This is a genomic window from Bacteroides sp. 214 (assembly GCF_010501015.1).
Lineage (GTDB): Bacteria > Bacteroidota > Bacteroidia > Bacteroidales > Bacteroidaceae > Bacteroides.
In genome coordinates, this window is sequence record NZ_QVML01000016.1 from 17,389 (window position 1) to 34,197 (window position 16,809).

Below are 16,809 nucleotides of genomic sequence, written 5' to 3' on the forward strand. Positions count from 1 at the left end.
AACACAAAGAACAAACCTCAAGGTGTAACCTTGCAAGTTTGTTCTTTGTGTATTTTCTCAGACTAAAAATTATTTTTTATTTTTATGTCTGTTCTTTCTTAGTCTTTTCTTGCGCTTATGCGTAGACATTTTATGTCTTTTTTTCTTCTTTCCGCTTGGCATAGCTTTATTTTTTTAATCAGTTAATAATATATTTATTTCTTTTCTTCTTTAAGTAATTCACCAAAAGACTTGGCTGGCTTAAATGATGGAATGTTGTGTTCCGGAATTACGATAGTTGTATTCTTGGAAATATTACGAGCGATTTTTTGTGCTCTTTTCTTCACAATAAAACTACCAAATCCACGAAGATATACGTTCTCATCTTTCGCCAAAGAACTCTTTATGGTTTCCATAAATGCTTCTATTGTAGTAAGAACCTCAGTCTTCTCTAATCCTGTGTTTCTTGCAATCTCATTTACAATATCTGCTTTTGTCATTTCTATATCTATTGATTGTTATTTATAATCTGTATATAATCCTATTTTTTCGGACTGCAAATATATGGCTTTTTGCTCTTCCAAAAAAATATATTCCTATTATTTTTTGATAAATCCTTTAGTAAGAGTAACTTCGCTTCTCTTTTGTGATATAAATATTGTATGGGTAAACAAATAAATAGGTCTTTGTTCTCGACAAGGGTTATCGAGTGGTATGAATTGAATAAACGTGAATTGCCTTGGAGGGATGTCACAACCCCATATGTTATTTGGATTTCGGAGATAATTCTTCAACAAACAAGAGTGGCTCAGGGGTATGATTATTTTGTGCGCTTTATAGAACGATTCCCAGATTTGACGACGTTAGCTGCTGCCGAAGAGGATGAAGTGCTGAAATATTGGCAAGGTTTAGGATATTACTCTCGCGCTCGTAACCTTCATGCTGCAGCAAAAAAACTGAAAGGTGTGTTTCCACGAACATATTCCGAAGTTCTGGCAATGAAAGGAGTAGGGGAGTATACGGCTGCAGCTATCTGTTCTTTTGCTTACAATATGCCTTATGCTGTTGTAGATGGTAATGTCTACCGGGTGCTTGCTCGCTATTTAGGTGTAGATGTGCCAATTGATTCAACGCAAGGGAAAAAAATATTTGCCGCATTGGCGGATGAACTAATGGATAAATCGAGACCGGCAACTTATAATCAAGCCATTATGGAGTTTGGAGCCTTGCAGTGTGTGCCGAATTCTCCGGATTGTGGAAGCTGTCCGATGATTGATGGGTGTGTGGCTTATGCAAGTGCTGCTGTAGCTAAACTTCCAGTTAAGCAAAACAAATTAAAAACAAAAGACCGCTTCTTTAATTATATATACGTACGCGCAGGCGCGTATACGTTTATACATAGACGTGCAGCGAATGATATATGGAAGGGCCTTTATGAATTGCCGTTGGTTGAAACAGAGGTTATGCTAAGTGCGGATGCTTTTGTTGCTTCGGATGCTTTTTATACATTGGTTAACGCTTCGGAAAAACCGATTGTTCGTTTGCTTTCCTCAGGTCATAAACATGTGTTGTCGCATCAGATTATTTATGCTAATTTTTATGAAGTTATTCTTCCTGAAAATGCTCGTTCTTTTTCTGCATACAAAAAAATAAGGCGTGATGAAATTGATGATTACGCTGTTCCTCGTTTGATACATAACTTTTTACTTTCGCTTGAATAGCTTTGAGTGTACTTGTGCACTCTAAGATGTAAGTGGATAAACTGATTGTGGATAACCATTAAAACTTTTGTGCCCGTTGACGGAATTAATTAGTGCATATTTAACCAGCCCAACAGCTTAATATACATTCTAAATGTAGTTTTAGTAAATAGGCCTTCACATTCACATATTGCTGTAAGCAATTGATAGTAAGCAAGTTGCGTGTGAAGCCACCCCTATTTAATCCTTCACAGGGTCTTCACAAGCAATTTCCTGACTGTTTTTGTGGTAAAAACACAGTCAAAAGTGAAGCAAAACACAGTCAGAAATGAGATGAAAATCAGTCAGAAGTGAAGTGAAAATCAGTCAGAAAAGGAGATGGCCTAAAGCTCTTAGTTAAATGCACCTGTCAGCCATAGTCTCACGCCCTGTCAGCCTATGGCTCGTGCGTCGTCTGCCATAGGTTCATGCTCCGTGTGCCTATGGCAGATGGTTCGTCATCTTATGGCTCGTGACTGGTCATCCTATAGAGGAATTAATTCCGCCAACGGGTAGTTTTGTGATTTTTTTGATATTAAAACAAATGATGCTTGCAGAATGTTTTTATTCTGTTTATTTTTGAACTCAAATAAATATTATACACTTTATTAATAAACTACTATGTCGGTAAACAAAGTAATACTATTAGGAAATGTAGGGAAAGATCCCGAAGTAAGATATACGGAAAGCGGTGTAGCGGTTGCTTCACTTTCATTGGCGACTTCGGATAGAGCCTATACCTTGGCAAATGGGACGCAAGTGCCCGAAAGAACAGAATGGCACAATCTTGTTCTTTGGAGAGGTCTTGCCGAAACTGCGGAGAAATACATTCGCAAAGGAGATAAACTTTACGTAGAAGGTAAGATACGTTCTCGTTCTTACGATGATCAAGCTGGAGTGAAAAGATATATAACAGAGATTTTTGTAGACAATATGGAAATGCTATCTTCGAAAAGTACTGCTCCCGGCGCACCGCAAACTCAACCTGCGACAGCTCCGGCTCAGCCTGCAACATCACCACAGGCGGCGCCTGCCACTAATACGTCGGCGGATGATTTGCCTTTTTAATAGTGTTACAGTAAAATCATAGCAGTTAACAGAGTGTTTAACTGTTGTGATTTTGAGTAACATATAGTAGTAACTAAAAAATGTTTTCCTTGGACTCAGACGATTATTTACGCCGGTTGGCAGATTTTTTTAATAGTATATCGGTAAATCCTCCCTCTTTTGCAGAACTTGTAGCTATTGGGCTAGCGGTTATTTTGCTGTTAGTTTCGGGTTTTGCTTCCGCTTCAGAAATTGCTTTCTTCTCGCTATCCCCTTTTGATAAAAATGAAATAGATGCCCGAAAGCATCCATCCGACGATAAAATCAGTAAGTTATTGGATAATACCGAGCGACTCTTGGCAACAATACTCATTACGAATAACTTTGTTAATGTGACGATTATTATGCTCTGTAATTTCTTTTTTATGGGCATCTTTAATTTCTCTTCTCCATTAGCCGAATTTCTGATTCTTAGTGTTGTATTAACCTTTTTATTGCTGTTGTTTGGAGAGATTATGCCTAAAGTATTCTCTGCTCAAAAAGTATTGCCGTTTGCGCGTTTTGCGGCTTCCGGTGTGTTGTTTTTTGAAAAACTATTTTATCCGTTAGCTACACTGTTAATGCATTCTTCTACATTTCTAAATAAACACGTCGTGAGAAAAGAACGTGGCATCTCTATCAGTGAACTATCGCAAGCGCTTGAACTTACTGACAAAGATGAGATATCCGAAGAAAATACGATCCTCGAAGGGATTGTAAAGTTTGGTGCTGAAACAGCCAAAGAGGTAATGACTTCACGACTTGATGTGGTTGACTTAGATATTAAAACACCTTATAGAGATGTTATTCAATGTGTTATTGATAATGCCTATTCGCGTATCCCGGTTTATTCAGGTTCTCGCGACAATATTAAAGGGGTGTTGTATATAAAGGATTTGCTTCCGCATATAAATAAAGGAGACTCGTTTCGTTGGCAGTCGCTTATTCGTCCTGCTTATTTTGTTCCTGAAACAAAAATGATTGATGACCTGCTACGTGATTTTCAGAAGAATAGGATACACATTGCTATTGTAGTCGATGAGTTTGGTGGAACTTCGGGTATTATTACTATGGAAGACATCATTGAAGAAATTGTAGGCGAAATACATGATGAGTATGATGACGAAGAACGTACATATGCTATATTAAATGATCATACCTGGGTATTTGAAGGAAAAACTCAACTTACGGATTTTTATAAAATTACGCGGATAGACGAAGAAACCTTTGATCACTTGTGTGGTGACGCAGATACCGTTGCGGGATTATTACTCGAAATCAAAGGGGAATTTCCTAAAATTCACGAGAAACTTACGTACGAAAATTATGAATTTGAAGTCCTGGAACTGGATAATCGTAGAATCCTTAAGGTTAAGTTTGTAATACATGCCGATTTATAAAAGTAGAGTAGAGGCAGATTACAAATGGGCTATTTGGAAACTAACTGAAACTCTACCTGAATTGCTTGCTATGTTTCCAGATGGAGGTGAAATGTATCAGAGTGAATTGGATACTTTTTCTTCTGAATATCGTAAAATAGAATGGGTTACAGTGCGGTTGCTTTTTTACAAGCTATTGGGAAGATTGGTAAAGATAGCGTATTACCCCAATGGAAAACCCTATCTGCCTGATGGCTCAGCTTATGTTAGTATTTCTCACACAAAAGGTTATGTCGCGGTAATTCTTAGTCCAACAAAAAAGGTTGCTGTTGATATAGAACGGTGTAGCGAACGAATTCATAAAGTTGCCCCCAGATTTTTGTCGCCAGAGGAAGCTGACTTTAGTGAAAACTCTACTACGTGCAGGCTGTTGATTTGGTCTGCTAAAGAATCTATGTTTAAGTATATTGGAGAATCAAATGTAGACTTCAAGGAGCATTTGCATATAGAACCTACTCCTTTTGGAGATACTTCCTTTATTGTTTTTGAAACACGAACAACACAAAATCAAACATTTATTATGTATTATTTGCTGGATTCCGACTTTGTCATGACATGGATGTTGTAATGATAATGTATCTTTGCCTCCATTAAGTTATAGATAAACTTGTTTGAATGAAGCAATTATTTTTTCTCTGTTTTGCCCTTCTTTTACCTTCTCTGGGATTTGGGCAAACTTATCAGGAACTGTATGAGCAAGCGTTGGAGTGGGAAGCTAAAGATAGTTTGGCTAAAGCCGAAGAACTCTTTCGGCAAGTTTTGAAAATGGAACCAGCCAACCCACGAAATGCTTTTGTTTTTTCTAATATAGGAGTGATGCAACAACGTGCAAGGCAATACGATGCGGCGATTGAGTCGTTTTCTTACGCCTTAAATATCTCTCCTACATTAGTGTCCACTCGTTTAAATCGTGCAGTTGCTTATATAGAGGTTGGACTTTCTAATAAAGCTTATGTGGATTATTGTGAAGTGCTTGACGTGGACAAAACAAATAAAGAAGCTTTGTTGATGCGGGCGCATATTTATATGACCCGAAGAGATTACAAAAACGCGCGAAAAGATTACAATCAGTTGTTAAATATCGACCCAGCTAACTATTCTGGAAGACTGGGGCTTGTCCTGTTAAATCAACACGATGGGCGTCCTAAAGAATCGCTTGATGAGTTAAATGTGTTATTGGAACAATATCCTCGAAACGCGAATTTATATGTGATGCGCGCAAATATAGAAAGTGAAAATGGGAAACAGGAACTTGCGTTGATGGACTTGGAAGAGGCTATTCGTCTTGACCCTAATTCTCCGGAACCTTATATCTCTCGTGGCGAAATCTATCTAGCTAGAAAGAAGAAGAAAGATGCAAGACGAGATTTTGAAAAAGCTTTAAAACTGGGTGCGCCACATTCTGAAATTCATCCGTTAATTCTTCAATGCAAATAATACAACTAATAAACTCCAACCGTCAATTTTGAGAAATGAAATAGTTGTTGTTTTTAATTGTTTTTCGTTGATTAGTTGTAATATATTCCACCTAAAAGTATTTCTTTTGTCTGTTATTTACCCCTCTTTTAAGTTCTCTTTGTCCAACTTCTCTTTTATTTTTTCGCCGATAGGGGTGTGCTCTAAAACTGCTTGCTGTAAATACTTTCAGACTTTTTGTTGTAGATATTTGTAGAATAAATTATAAACAATTTAGTGGAAATAGTTGCACATTTGAAAAAAAAACCGATATTTGTACCTTAAATGTGCTTTGTAGTACAAAAGGGTATAAAACAGTAACAAACCTAACCAGTTTTTAGATGAGTGATTTAGAGAACCAAGAAAAGAAAGAATCTCCGAAAAAGCGCCCTTATAATCTGAGGGAGAAGAAGGAGAAAAAGGCTGCGTACAGATCTCTGATACGCCCAGAATTAGCTGATGAATTGTATGACAAGATTTTGAATATTATTGTTGTTCAGAAGAAATACAAAGATCAGGATTATTCCGCAAAAGAATTAGCGAAGGAGTTGAAGACCAATACTCGCTATTTATCGGCTGTGGTAAACTCGCGCTTTGGTATGAACTACTCGTGCTTATTGAATGAGCATAGAATTAAAGACGCAGTTCACATGTTGACCGATAAAAGATACGCGGATAAGAATGTAGAAGAGATAAGTGCTATGGTTGGCTTTGCGAATCGTCAGTCATTTTATGCGGCTTTCTACAAAAACATGGGGGAAACTCCAAACGGGTATCGCAAGAAACACGGAGGAAAGAAGAAGTAATCACGTTCTTGTGCTAAGAATTAGGAAAAACCTCGGGAACAAAACCGGGGTTTCTTTTTTTACATAAATAGCTAATCACTAATAGAAAATGAAAACAAAAATATTTTTATGTATAATCGGAGCTGTTTGTATGGCTTCTTGTAATAATTTGAAAACAAAAATGAATACTGCTGAAAGTAATAAATATGCTGTGGAACAGTTTGCTGATTTGCAGATATTGCGTTATTATGTTCCTGGTTTTGACGAACTTTCATTAAAACAGAAAGAGCTTGTTTACTATCTTTCGCAAGCTGCGTTGGAAGGAAGGGATATTTTGTTTGATCAAAACGGTGCGTACAACTTAACTATACGTAAACTGTTGGAAGAAATTTATATTAACTATCAGGGTGATAAGAAAAATAATGAATATTTAGCGTTGGAAACATATCTGAAACGTGTGTGGTTCTCTAATGGTATTCATCATCATTACGGCAGCGAAAAATTTGTTCCGGGCTTCACACAGGACTTTTTTAGCAAAGAAATTTTGAAATTATCTCCCTCGCAACTTCCGCTAATTGGAGATCAAACACCAAATGAGTTGCTTGAGGCTATTCTACCTATTATTTTCGATCCTGCGGTTATGCCTAAAAGGGTAAATCAGGCTGATGGTGCCGACTTAGTGCAGACTTCTGCATGCAACTATTATTCTGGTGTTTCGCAGGAAGAAGTTGAAGCTTTTTATGCAAAGAAAAAAGCAATAAAAGACCCTATGCCTGTATCTTATGGTCTTAACAGTCGCTTGGTAAAGGAAAATGGAGAACTTGTTGAGAAAGTTTGGAAAGTAGGAGGGCTTTATTCTGCTGCTATAGAAAAGATTGTGTATTGGCTGAAGAAAGCGGAGGGTGTTGCCGAGAATAATGAGCAACAAGCTGTAATTAATAGCTTAATCGCTTTCTATGAAACAGGTGATTTGAAAACATTCGACGACTATTCTATTCTTTGGTTGAAAGATGTAAATTCACGCATTGATTTTGTAAATGGATTTATAGAAACTTATGGAGACCCATTGGGCATGCGTGCCAGCTGGGAGTCATTAGTGAACTTTAAAGACGTAGAAGCTACGCGTCGTACGGAACTAATCAGCGACAATGCACAGTGGTTTGAACACAACTCGCCTGTAGATGCACAATATAAAAAAGAAGAAGTAAAGGGAGTTACCGCAAAAGTTATTACCGCTGCTATCCTTGCCGGTGATCTGTATCCGGCAACTGCCATTGGAATTAATTTACCAAACGCCAACTGGATTCGTGCACAGCATGGATCAAAATCGGTTACGATTGGCAATGTTACCGATGCGTACAACAAAGCAGCGCATGGAAATGGCTTCAAAGAGGAATTTGTGTATAGTAATGAAGAGAAAACGCTGTTGGAAAAATATGGCGACATTACAGGCAATTTGCATACCGACCTGCACGAATGTTTAGGTCATGGTTCGGGTAAGTTGCTTTCTGGTGTAGACCCAGATGCACTGAAAGCTTACGGTGCAACAATCGAAGAGGCACGTGCCGACTTGTTTGGCTTATATTATATAGCAGATGCCAAATTGGTTGAACTTGGTCTTGTGCCTAATGAAGAAGCCTACAAAGCCGAATACTATTCTTTTATGATGAATGGATTGATGACACAATTAGTTCGTATTGAACCAGGTGCAAACATTGAAGAATCTCATATGCGCAATCGCCAACTTATAGCTCGATGGGCGCTCCAAGCCGGCGCGGCAGACAAGGTGGTTGAAATGGTGCAAAAAGAAGGTAAAACGTTTGTTGTTATCAATGACTACCAGAAATTACGTACGCTTTTTGGCGAATTATTAAAAGAGATACAACATATTAAATCTACCGGTGATTTCGATAAAGCCCGTGCTATTGTAGAGCAATATGCTATCAATGTAGACCCTGTGTTGCACACTGAGGTGCTGGAGCGCTATAAGAAACTAAATCTTTCGCCTTACAAAGGTTTTGTCAACCCAGTATATACTGCGGTTCAAAATGCTGATGGTGAAATAATTGATGTGGAGGTTTCTTACACTGAGGGTTATGCCGAACAAATGTTGCGCTATAGTCGTGAACATGGAAATCTTCCTTATTATAATGAATAAACGCCACAATGGAACTTAACGAACAACTAAAGGCAATAAGAACGCAACTTCGCATGGGTATGAATGGAGTTGTTTCTCAAAGTATGCGCGAGAAAGGAATGACTTACAAACTCAACTTTGGCGTGGAATACATGAGAATTCGCGAAATTGCCTCATCTTATAAAAAAAACCATGAGCTGGCACAAGCCCTCTGGAAAGAAGATATTCGTGAGTTTAAGATACTTGCCGGATTGCTACAACCGGTAGAAACGTTCTATCCTGAGATTGCAGAAATCTGGTTGGAAGAGATTCGTAACATAGAAATTGCAGAAATGACCTGTATGAATCTCTTCCAATATCTTTCTTATGCACCAGCAAAGTCTTTCCATTGGATTGCATCCGATCGTGAATATATGCAGGTTTGTGGTTTTCTTACAATTGCACGTTTGCTTTCTCGGAAAGGAGATATGGAAGAACGCACAGCGAATGAGTTTCTGGATCAAGCAGTTTGCGCTTTTTTGACAGGTGGCTACCACGTGCGGAATGCGTCGCTGCTTGCTATGCGTAAATATTTGCAACATAGCGAAGAGAATGCTTTCAGACTGTGTCGAATGATTGAGAAATTTGCCGGTTCGGAGAATGAAAACGAGCAAATACTCTACAATGTGATAAAAGAAGAAGTGGATTATCTGTAAAAAACACACTATTATTCTGTTTGTTGACAAAAAACGATTAACTTTGACGGTGTTTTAATATAAAAATGTCTCGAATGACTAACCAAGAGGTGAAAGATACGGTACGGCAAATATTTACGGAATACCTAACTGCCAATGGGCATAGAAAAACTCCGGAACGATTTGCTATACTTGAAACAATCTACTCAATAGAGGGGCACTTTGACATTGATTCGCTTTACTCGCGCATGATTGAATACGAAAAATTCCGCGTGAGCAGAGCTACACTCTATAATACGATTGTTTTACTAATCAACGCCAGATTGGTTATAAAACATCAATTCTCCAGCTCATCTCAATACGAGAAGTCATATAACAAGAGCACACATCACCATCAAATATGTATGCAATGCGGAAAAGTTTCTGAATTTCAGAATCTGGCTTTGCAGCAAGCTATTGAAAGTGCTAAACTGAATCGCTTTCAGTTGTCGCACTATTCTTTATATCTGTATGGATTGTGTACTACTTGTGATCGGAAAAATAAACGAAAGAAGAAATAATCTTAGCAATAAAAGAAAATGAAAGTAGATGTTCTATTAGGTTTGCAATGGGGTGACGAAGGCAAAGGAAAAGTTGTTGACGTATTGACTCCACGTTATGATGTCGTTGCCCGTTTTCAGGGAGGACCTAATGCCGGTCATACATTGGAGTTTGAAGGGCAGAAGTATGTGCTTCGCTCTATTCCATCCGGTATCTTTCAAGGCGATAAAGTAAATATTATTGGTAATGGAGTTGTGTTAGACCCTGCTTTGTTTAAGGCAGAAGCCGTAGCGTTGGAGTCTGCAGGTCATGGATTGAAAGAGAGATTACATATCTCTAAAAAGGCACACCTCATAATGCCTACACACCGCTTGCTCGATGCAGCTTACGAAGCATCCAAAGGTGATGCCAAAGTAGGTACAACCGGGAAAGGTATTGGCCCTACTTATACGGATAAAGTTAGCCGCAATGGTTTGAGAGTCGGAGATATCATGGAGAACTTCTCACAAAAATACGAAGCAGCAAAGCAACGTCATATACAAGTCTTGAACGCACTGGGTTATGAATATAGCTTAGACAATATTGAAAAAGAATGGCTGGAGGCGATTGAATACCTTAAGCAGTTCACGTTTGTGGATAGCGAACACGAGGTAAACAACTTGCTTTATGCCGGTAAGAGTATTCTTTGCGAAGGCGCACAAGGCACAATGTTGGATATTGATTTCGGATCGTATCCGTATGTTACCTCTTCTAATACTATTTGTGCGGGTGCTTGCATCGGACTGGGTATTGCTCCTAATAAGATAGGCGATGTTTTTGGAATCTTCAAAGCATATTGTACCCGTGTTGGTTCAGGCCCGTTCCCAACAGAACTCTTTGATGAAACAGGTGACAAAATCTGCACGCTTGGACATGAGTTTGGCTCGGTTACCGGACGTAAACGTCGTTGCGGATGGATTGATTTGGTAGCATTAAGATATTCTATCATGATTAATGGTGTAACCAAGCTAATTATGATGAAGAGTGATGTGCTTGATACTTTTGAAACAATCAAAGCATGTGTGGCGTATGATGTAAAAGGACAAGAGATAGAATACTTCCCTTACAGCATCGAAGATGATGTAAAACCAATCTATGTAGAGATGCCGGGTTGGGAAATGGATATGACTAAGATGAAGAGCGAAGATGAATTTCCCGAAGAGTTTAACGCTTACTTGTCATTCCTCGAAGAGCAATTGGGAGTGCCTATTGCTATTGTTTCTTTAGGACCCGATAGAGCACAAACAATAGAGCGTTACACCGAAAAATAAATAAAACTTTATAAAAAGCAGGAGGACTGATTGGTTCTCCTGCTTTTTTGTTCTATTTTGGCAAACAATTTGTACTTGTAGTTGTATAAATAAATATGTCAATCACTAAAAAACAGAAGAAGATATGCCGATGATTTGGATTGTTTTTATTGGGTTTGCTTTATTAAGCTACCTTGTTCAACTTAATTTGCAAAGCAAATTTAAGAAATATTCGAAAGTGCCCAACACTAACGGAATGACCGGAAGGGAAGTTGCGTTGAAAATGTTGAATGACAATGGAATCTATGATGTACAGGTTACGCACACACCGGGTACACTAACCGACCATTATAATCCGATGACGAAAACCGTTAATCTGAGCGAGGGTGTGTTTAATAGTAATAGCATTATGGCTGCTGCTGTAGCTGCGCACGAGTGTGGACATGCTGTTCAACATGCCAAAGCGTATGCACCATTAAAAATGCGTAGTGCCTTGGTACCTATTGTGTCTTTCGCTTCGCAATGGATGAGCTGGATACTTTTGGCAGGAATACTGATGATTCAATCGTTTCCACAGCTATTGCTGATTGGTATTATTCTGTTTGCCACCACCACACTCTTCAGCTTTATTACGTTACCGGTAGAGATTGATGCCAGTAAGCGTGCATTAGTCTGGATTAATGGAGCAGGTATCTCAAATTCGCGTAACCATACACAAGCAGAAGATGCACTCCGCTCAGCAGCCTATACATATGTGGTGGCAGCATTGAGCTCGCTGGCTACGTTAATTTATTACATAATGATTTTCGTAGGCAGAAGGAATTAAGAAAAAGAGATTTTCTTTAAGTATAAAATAGGGAGAAGAGGCATAGGCTTTTTCTCCTTTTTTTATGACTGTCTGCCTATGGATGAATCGATTTCTGCCTATGGACGACGGAGTGTGAGCCTATGGATGACGGAGCATGAGACTATGGACGACGGCTCATGAGCCATAGGTAGACAGTCAATGAGACTATGCCTCACAACCGAAGAGGTATAAGCAGCTTATTTTCTGACTGGTTTTTACTTCGTTTCTCAGTGATTTTGTGGTTGTTTCTCAGTGATTTTTGATGTGAAATGCAGTGAGAAAATGACGAGATTTTACTCGTGGAGAGCTCGTGAGAGTTAATATTTTGCTACCTTTGCCACTCGAAATAAAGAAATAGAATTATGGCAGCAAAACCAGGTATCCCGAAAGGAACAAGAGATTTCTCGCCGGTTGAAATGGCGAAAAGGAATTATATCTTCAACACTATCCGCAATGTATATCACTTGTATGGCTATCAGCAGATAGAAACTCCTTCTATGGAAATGCTCTCTACACTTATGGGAAAGTATGGTGAAGAGGGTGACAAACTCCTTTTTAAGATACAAAATTCCGGAAATTACTTCTCGGGACTGACAGACGAGGAGTTGTTGAGCCGGGATGCTGCCAAATTGGCAAGTAAATTTTGCGAAAAAGGTTTGCGCTATGACCTAACTGTTCCTTTTGCTCGCTATGTGGTTATGCACCGCGATGAAATAACTTTCCCTTTCAAACGCTATCAGATACAACCGGTTTGGCGTGCCGACCGTCCACAAAAAGGACGTTACCGCGAATTTTACCAATGTGATGCCGATGTTGTAGGTAGTGATTCGTTGCTCAACGAAGTGGAGTTGATGCAGATAATCGACCAGGTGTTTACCCAGTTTGGTATTCGTGTTTGCATTAAAATAAACAACCGCAAGATACTTTCGGGTATTGCCGAAATCATTGGCGAAGCAGACAAAATTGTGGATATTACCGTTGCTATAGACAAACTCGACAAGATTGGACTCGAAAATGTAAACAAAGAACTTACCGAGAAAGGAATCAGTAACGAGGCTATCAACATGTTGCAGCCTATTATCCTGTTGAGCGGAACTAACGCAGAAAAGCTTTCCAAACTCAAAGAGGTACTTGCCGCGAGCGAGGTTGGTGTAAAGGGTGTTGAAGAGAGTGAATATATTCTTGCTGCCTTGGAAAATTCCAACCTGCAGAACGAAATAGAACTTGACCTTACCTTGGCGCGTGGGTTGAATTACTACACCGGAGCAATCTTCGAAGTAAAAGCCCTTGATGTGCAGATCGGAAGCATTACCGGTGGCGGGCGCTATGACAACCTGACAGGAGTGTTTGGCATGACAGGTGTTTCGGGTGTGGGTATTTCTTTTGGTGCCGACCGTATTTTCGATGTGCTCAATCAGCTAGAACTCTACCCCAAAGAAGCTGTAAACGGCACACAACTCTTCTTCGTAAATTTTGGAGAGAAAGAAGCTGCATTTGCCATGACGGTTCTTGCTAAGGTTCGTGCCGCTGGTATCAATGCGGAATTATATCCCGACTCAGCCAAAATGAAGAAACAGATGAGTTATGCCAATGCTAAAAATATACCGTATGTTGCTATTGTTGGCGAAAATGAGATGAACGAAGGTAAAGTTATGCTTAAGAACATGACTACCGGAGAGCAATCACTTCTTTCTCCCGAAGCTTTGCTTGCAAGAATTGCGATTTAGTCGCTAAAAAGTTCTTCGAAAATTTCTATGCCTCCGGTGGTAATAATGTATGAAATTACAACCAATACCAAGGTGGAAATTGCAGCAAATATGGCATAAAGTAGCATAATTGTGGGCACTTTCCACAACATGTTTCGTTTCTTAGGGCGATATACAATATATAGCGCTACCAAAAAATAGATGGTTGGTGCTCCTGCGTAAACCCAAAAGTTAGCCTCTTCTATATTGCTTAATTCCAAAATGATTAATACAAGTGCCAAATAGATAAAGGTAAACGCATGGAAGTGCATGGAAAATATAAGATGGTGCGCGTAGTACTTCTTGTTCTTGTAGAAGAAGGTAAATAGTAAGAAAGCAAAAATAGGAACTAGGAAAAGCATACAATAAGGTATGTAGCTAAAGAAGCGATCGACTGTTTCTTTATTTTGCTGACTTTCTTTGTTTAATACTGCTATAGAATTCTTTGCATTTGTATCTGTTTTTGGTGTAATTTGCGCTTCGCCAACTTCAACTGTAAGTTCGCTCTCGTTTTCATCATTTATTTCCACAGTCAGTGCAAGGATTGTAAAGAAAATCAGCGTGGTGAACCAAAAGAGCTTTGCCGGATATACATATTTCACCACTTTCCCCACAAAGAACTCATTCGTGAGCCTGCCCGGAAAAAACAATAAGTATTTCAATGTTCTTAGAATCTTATTGTCAAGAGCAAAAATTGTTTCCAACGTATTTCCTGTTATTTCTCGTATCGTTCGCTCTCTTCCTGCAAAAATATCTTGTCCGCAGTTGTGGCAATATCTCGAAATAACCACCGTTTCGCAGTTGCGACAAATGCAATGAACGGGTAGTGTCTTGTTTTTCTTTGTAGTGGTGGTATGTTGGTCTGCTTTTTTATGCATGGGGAGAATCAATTTTACTTCGCAAATGTAAGAAACTGTTTTGGATTTTACTGAAAAGCTTCGGAACTTTGTAAATGACTTTTTTACAGTATCTTTGGCCTCTATTGTTATCAATGCGTGTGATAGCCGCTGACAGATTGTCATTGTTGGGCTTTGGCATGGTTTTGGCAAAGCTTGTAATGTATACAAATACACATTAATAATATTATATACTAATAAAATAAACAAGTAGAATTATGAACATTAAACCATTGGCAGATAGAGTGCTGATACTTCCTGCACCTGCCGAAGAAAAAACAATTGGCGGTATTATTATCCCTGACACAGCAAAAGAAAAACCCTTAAAAGGTGAAGTTTGTGCCGTAGGTAATGGCACTAAAGATGAAGAAATGATACTGAAAGTAGGTGATACCGTGCTTTATGGTAAGTATGCCGGAACAGAGCTTGAAGTAGAAGGCGTTAAGTATCTTATTATGCGTCAAAGTGATGTCGTAGCTGTCTTTTCTTAATTTATTAATTCTTAAAAACTTAAAAATACAATGGCTAAAGAAATAGTTTTCGGGATTGAAGCCCGCGATCAACTCAAAAAAGGTGTTGATGAATTGGCAAATGCCGTAAAAGTAACACTTGGTCCTAAAGGACGCAATGTAATTATTGAAAAGAAATTTGGTGCACCCCAGATAACTAAAGACGGGGTAACTGTTGCCAAAGAAATAGAATTATCGGATGCATTCCTGAACGCAGGTGCACAACTGGTAAAAGAAGTAGCTTCTAAAACCGGCGATGATGCAGGAGATGGTACTACTACTGCAACAGTATTGGCACAAGCTATCGTTTCTGAAGGCTTGAAGAATGTAACTGCCGGTGCAAATCCAATGGATTTGAAACGTGGTATAGATAAAGCTGTTGCAAAAGTAGTGGAAGCTATCAAAGCACAATCTTCGGAAGTTGGCGATAACTACGATAAGATTGAACAAGTAGCAACTATCTCGGCAAACAACGACCCTGCGATTGGTCAACTTATTGCCGAAGCTATGCGCAAAGTGTCTAAAGATGGAGTTATCACGATTGAAGAAGCAAAAGGTACAGATACTACCATCGATATTGTAGAAGGTATGCAGTTTGACCGTGGTTATCTGTCGGCTTACTTTGTAACCAATACAGAAAAGATGGAAGTGGAAATGGATAAACCATACATCCTTATCTACGATAAGAAAATTTCCAACTTAAAGGATATGCTTCCTATTCTGGAACCTGCCGTACAAACAGGTCGTCCTTTGTTGATTATTGCCGAAGATGTAGACAGTGAAGCACTTACTACCTTAGTAGTAAATCGTTTGCGCTCTCAATTAAAGATATGTGCAGTGAAAGCTCCGGGCTTTGGTGATAGAAGAAAAGAGATGTTGGAAGATATCGCTATCCTTACTGGTGGTCTTGTAATCAGCGAAGAAAAAGGTTTGACACTTGAGCAGGCAACTCTCGAAATGCTTGGTACTTGCGAAAAGGTAACTGTGTCTAAAGATAACACAACCATCGTAAATGGTGCCGGACAAAAGTCGAATATCGAGATGCGTGTGAACCAAATCAAATCGCAAATCGCTACCACTACTTCAGACTACGACAAAGAAAAACTGCAAGAACGTCTGGCTAAGTTGTCGGGTGGTGTTGCAGTACTTTACGTAGGTGCAGTGAGCGAAGTAGAGATGAAAGAAAAGAAAGACCGTGTAGACGACGCGCTTTGTGCAACTCGTGCGGCTATCGAAGAAGGTATTGTTCCCGGTGGTGGCGTGTGTTACATTCGTGCTATCGACAAACTAGAAGGTATGAAAGGTGACAATGCCGACGAAACAACCGGTATTGGTATTATTAAGCGTGCTATAGAAGAACCTCTTCGCCAAATCGTTGCTAACGCAGGTAAAGAAGGTGCTGTGGTAGTGCAGAAAGTACGCGAAGGAAAAGGTGAGTTTGGCTACAATGCTCGCACTGACGAATATCAAGACATGCACGCAGCCGGTGTGGTAGATCCTGCTAAGGTAACACGTGTTGCACTCGAAAATGCAGCTTCTATTGCCGGAATGTTCCTTACTACCGAGTGTGTGATAGTAGAGAAGAAGGAAGACAAACCCGAAATGCCAATGCCAGGTGGTATGGGCGGCATGGGTGGAATGATGTAATCCAAGAAAATAAAGCTTATTGAAACTGTCTGGAGGGGTAAC

16 protein-coding genes are annotated in these 16,809 nt (G+C 39.2%); 14 read left to right on the top strand and 2 right to left on the bottom strand.

Going from position 1 to position 16,809, the window contains the following annotated elements; all coding sequences use genetic code 11:
- Positions 1–194 precede the first annotated feature (194 nt).
- Positions 195–479 (bottom strand): HU family DNA-binding protein, encoded by a 285-nt coding sequence (locus D0T50_RS11060; protein ID WP_163223595.1) that lies wholly within the window; start codon positions 477–479, stop codon positions 195–197.
- 162 nt (positions 480–641) lie between these two features.
- Between D0T50_RS11060 and mutY the strand changes: the two genes are divergently transcribed.
- The 12 genes from mutY to hisS all read left to right on the top strand — a co-directional run bounded on the left by mutY (position 642) and on the right by hisS (position 13,697).
- Positions 642–1,700 carry an A/G-specific adenine glycosylase gene (mutY, locus tag D0T50_RS11065; protein ID WP_163223596.1) on the top strand — a complete coding sequence of 353 codons (1,059 nt, stop codon included), beginning with the start codon at positions 642–644 and terminating at the stop codon, positions 1,698–1,700.
- 639 nt (positions 1,701–2,339) lie between these two features.
- Positions 2,340–2,786: a single-stranded DNA-binding protein gene (locus tag D0T50_RS11070; protein WP_163223597.1), complete on the top strand. Its 447-nt coding sequence runs from the start codon at positions 2,340–2,342 to the stop codon at positions 2,784–2,786.
- 89 nt (positions 2,787–2,875) lie between these two features.
- Positions 2,876–4,204, top strand: coding sequence for a gliding motility-associated protein GldE (gene gldE / locus D0T50_RS11075; protein WP_163223598.1), 1,329 nt, complete (start codon positions 2,876–2,878; stop codon positions 4,202–4,204).
- The gene (locus D0T50_RS11080) at positions 4,191–4,811 is read left to right on the top strand and encodes a 4'-phosphopantetheinyl transferase superfamily protein (RefSeq protein WP_163223599.1); all 621 of its coding nucleotides are present in this window, start codon (positions 4,191–4,193) and stop codon (positions 4,809–4,811) included. Before gldE ends, D0T50_RS11080 begins: the two co-directional genes overlap by 14 nt.
- A 47-nt stretch (positions 4,812–4,858) precedes the next feature.
- On the top strand, positions 4,859–5,680 hold the full coding sequence (locus tag D0T50_RS11085; protein ID WP_163223600.1) for a lipopolysaccharide assembly protein LapB: 822 nt from the start codon (positions 4,859–4,861) through the stop codon (positions 5,678–5,680).
- A gap of 359 nt (positions 5,681–6,039) precedes the next feature.
- Entirely contained in the window at positions 6,040–6,504 is a 465-nt protein-coding gene (locus tag D0T50_RS11090; RefSeq protein WP_163223601.1) for an AraC family transcriptional regulator, read from the top strand.
- 130 nt (positions 6,505–6,634) lie between these two features.
- Positions 6,635–8,641 carry a dipeptidyl peptidase 3 gene (locus tag D0T50_RS11095; protein WP_239058257.1) on the top strand — a complete coding sequence of 669 codons (2,007 nt, stop codon included), beginning with the start codon at positions 6,635–6,637 and terminating at the stop codon, positions 8,639–8,641.
- 8 nt (positions 8,642–8,649) lie between these two features.
- Positions 8,650–9,315: a DNA alkylation repair protein gene (locus D0T50_RS11100; protein ID WP_163223603.1), complete on the top strand. Its 666-nt coding sequence runs from the start codon at positions 8,650–8,652 to the stop codon at positions 9,313–9,315.
- 74 nt (positions 9,316–9,389) lie between these two features.
- Positions 9,390–9,854 (top strand): Fur family transcriptional regulator, encoded by a 465-nt coding sequence (locus D0T50_RS11105; RefSeq protein WP_163223604.1) that lies wholly within the window; start codon positions 9,390–9,392, stop codon positions 9,852–9,854.
- A gap of 18 nt (positions 9,855–9,872) precedes the next feature.
- The gene (locus D0T50_RS11110) at positions 9,873–11,144 is read left to right on the top strand and encodes an adenylosuccinate synthase (protein ID WP_163223605.1); all 1,272 of its coding nucleotides are present in this window, start codon (positions 9,873–9,875) and stop codon (positions 11,142–11,144) included.
- Positions 11,145–11,268: 124 nt separating this feature from the next.
- On the top strand, positions 11,269–11,949 hold the full coding sequence (locus tag D0T50_RS11115) for a zinc metallopeptidase (protein WP_163223606.1): 681 nt from the start codon (positions 11,269–11,271) through the stop codon (positions 11,947–11,949).
- 383 nt (positions 11,950–12,332) lie between these two features.
- Positions 12,333–13,697, top strand: a complete 1,365-nt coding sequence (gene hisS / locus D0T50_RS11120; RefSeq protein WP_163223607.1) for a histidine--tRNA ligase — start codon at positions 12,333–12,335, stop codon at positions 13,695–13,697.
- Here hisS and D0T50_RS11125 read toward each other — a convergent pair.
- The gene (locus D0T50_RS11125; RefSeq protein WP_163223608.1) at positions 13,694–14,593 is read right to left on the bottom strand and encodes a DUF3667 domain-containing protein; all 900 of its coding nucleotides are present in this window, start codon (positions 14,591–14,593) and stop codon (positions 13,694–13,696) included. The genes hisS and D0T50_RS11125 overlap by 4 nt on opposite strands.
- A gap of 236 nt (positions 14,594–14,829) precedes the next feature.
- Here D0T50_RS11125 and D0T50_RS11130 point away from each other — a divergent pair, with 236 nt between their 5' ends.
- Together D0T50_RS11130 and groL are read left to right on the top strand one after the other, a co-directional pair.
- Complete coding sequence (locus tag D0T50_RS11130) at positions 14,830–15,102, top strand: co-chaperone GroES (protein WP_163223609.1); 273 nt, start codon at positions 14,830–14,832, stop codon at positions 15,100–15,102.
- Between the two features lie 30 nt (positions 15,103–15,132).
- Positions 15,133–16,767 (top strand): chaperonin GroEL, encoded by a 1,635-nt coding sequence (groL, locus tag D0T50_RS11135; protein WP_163223610.1) that lies wholly within the window; start codon positions 15,133–15,135, stop codon positions 16,765–16,767.
- Positions 16,768–16,809: the final 42 nt, after the last annotated feature.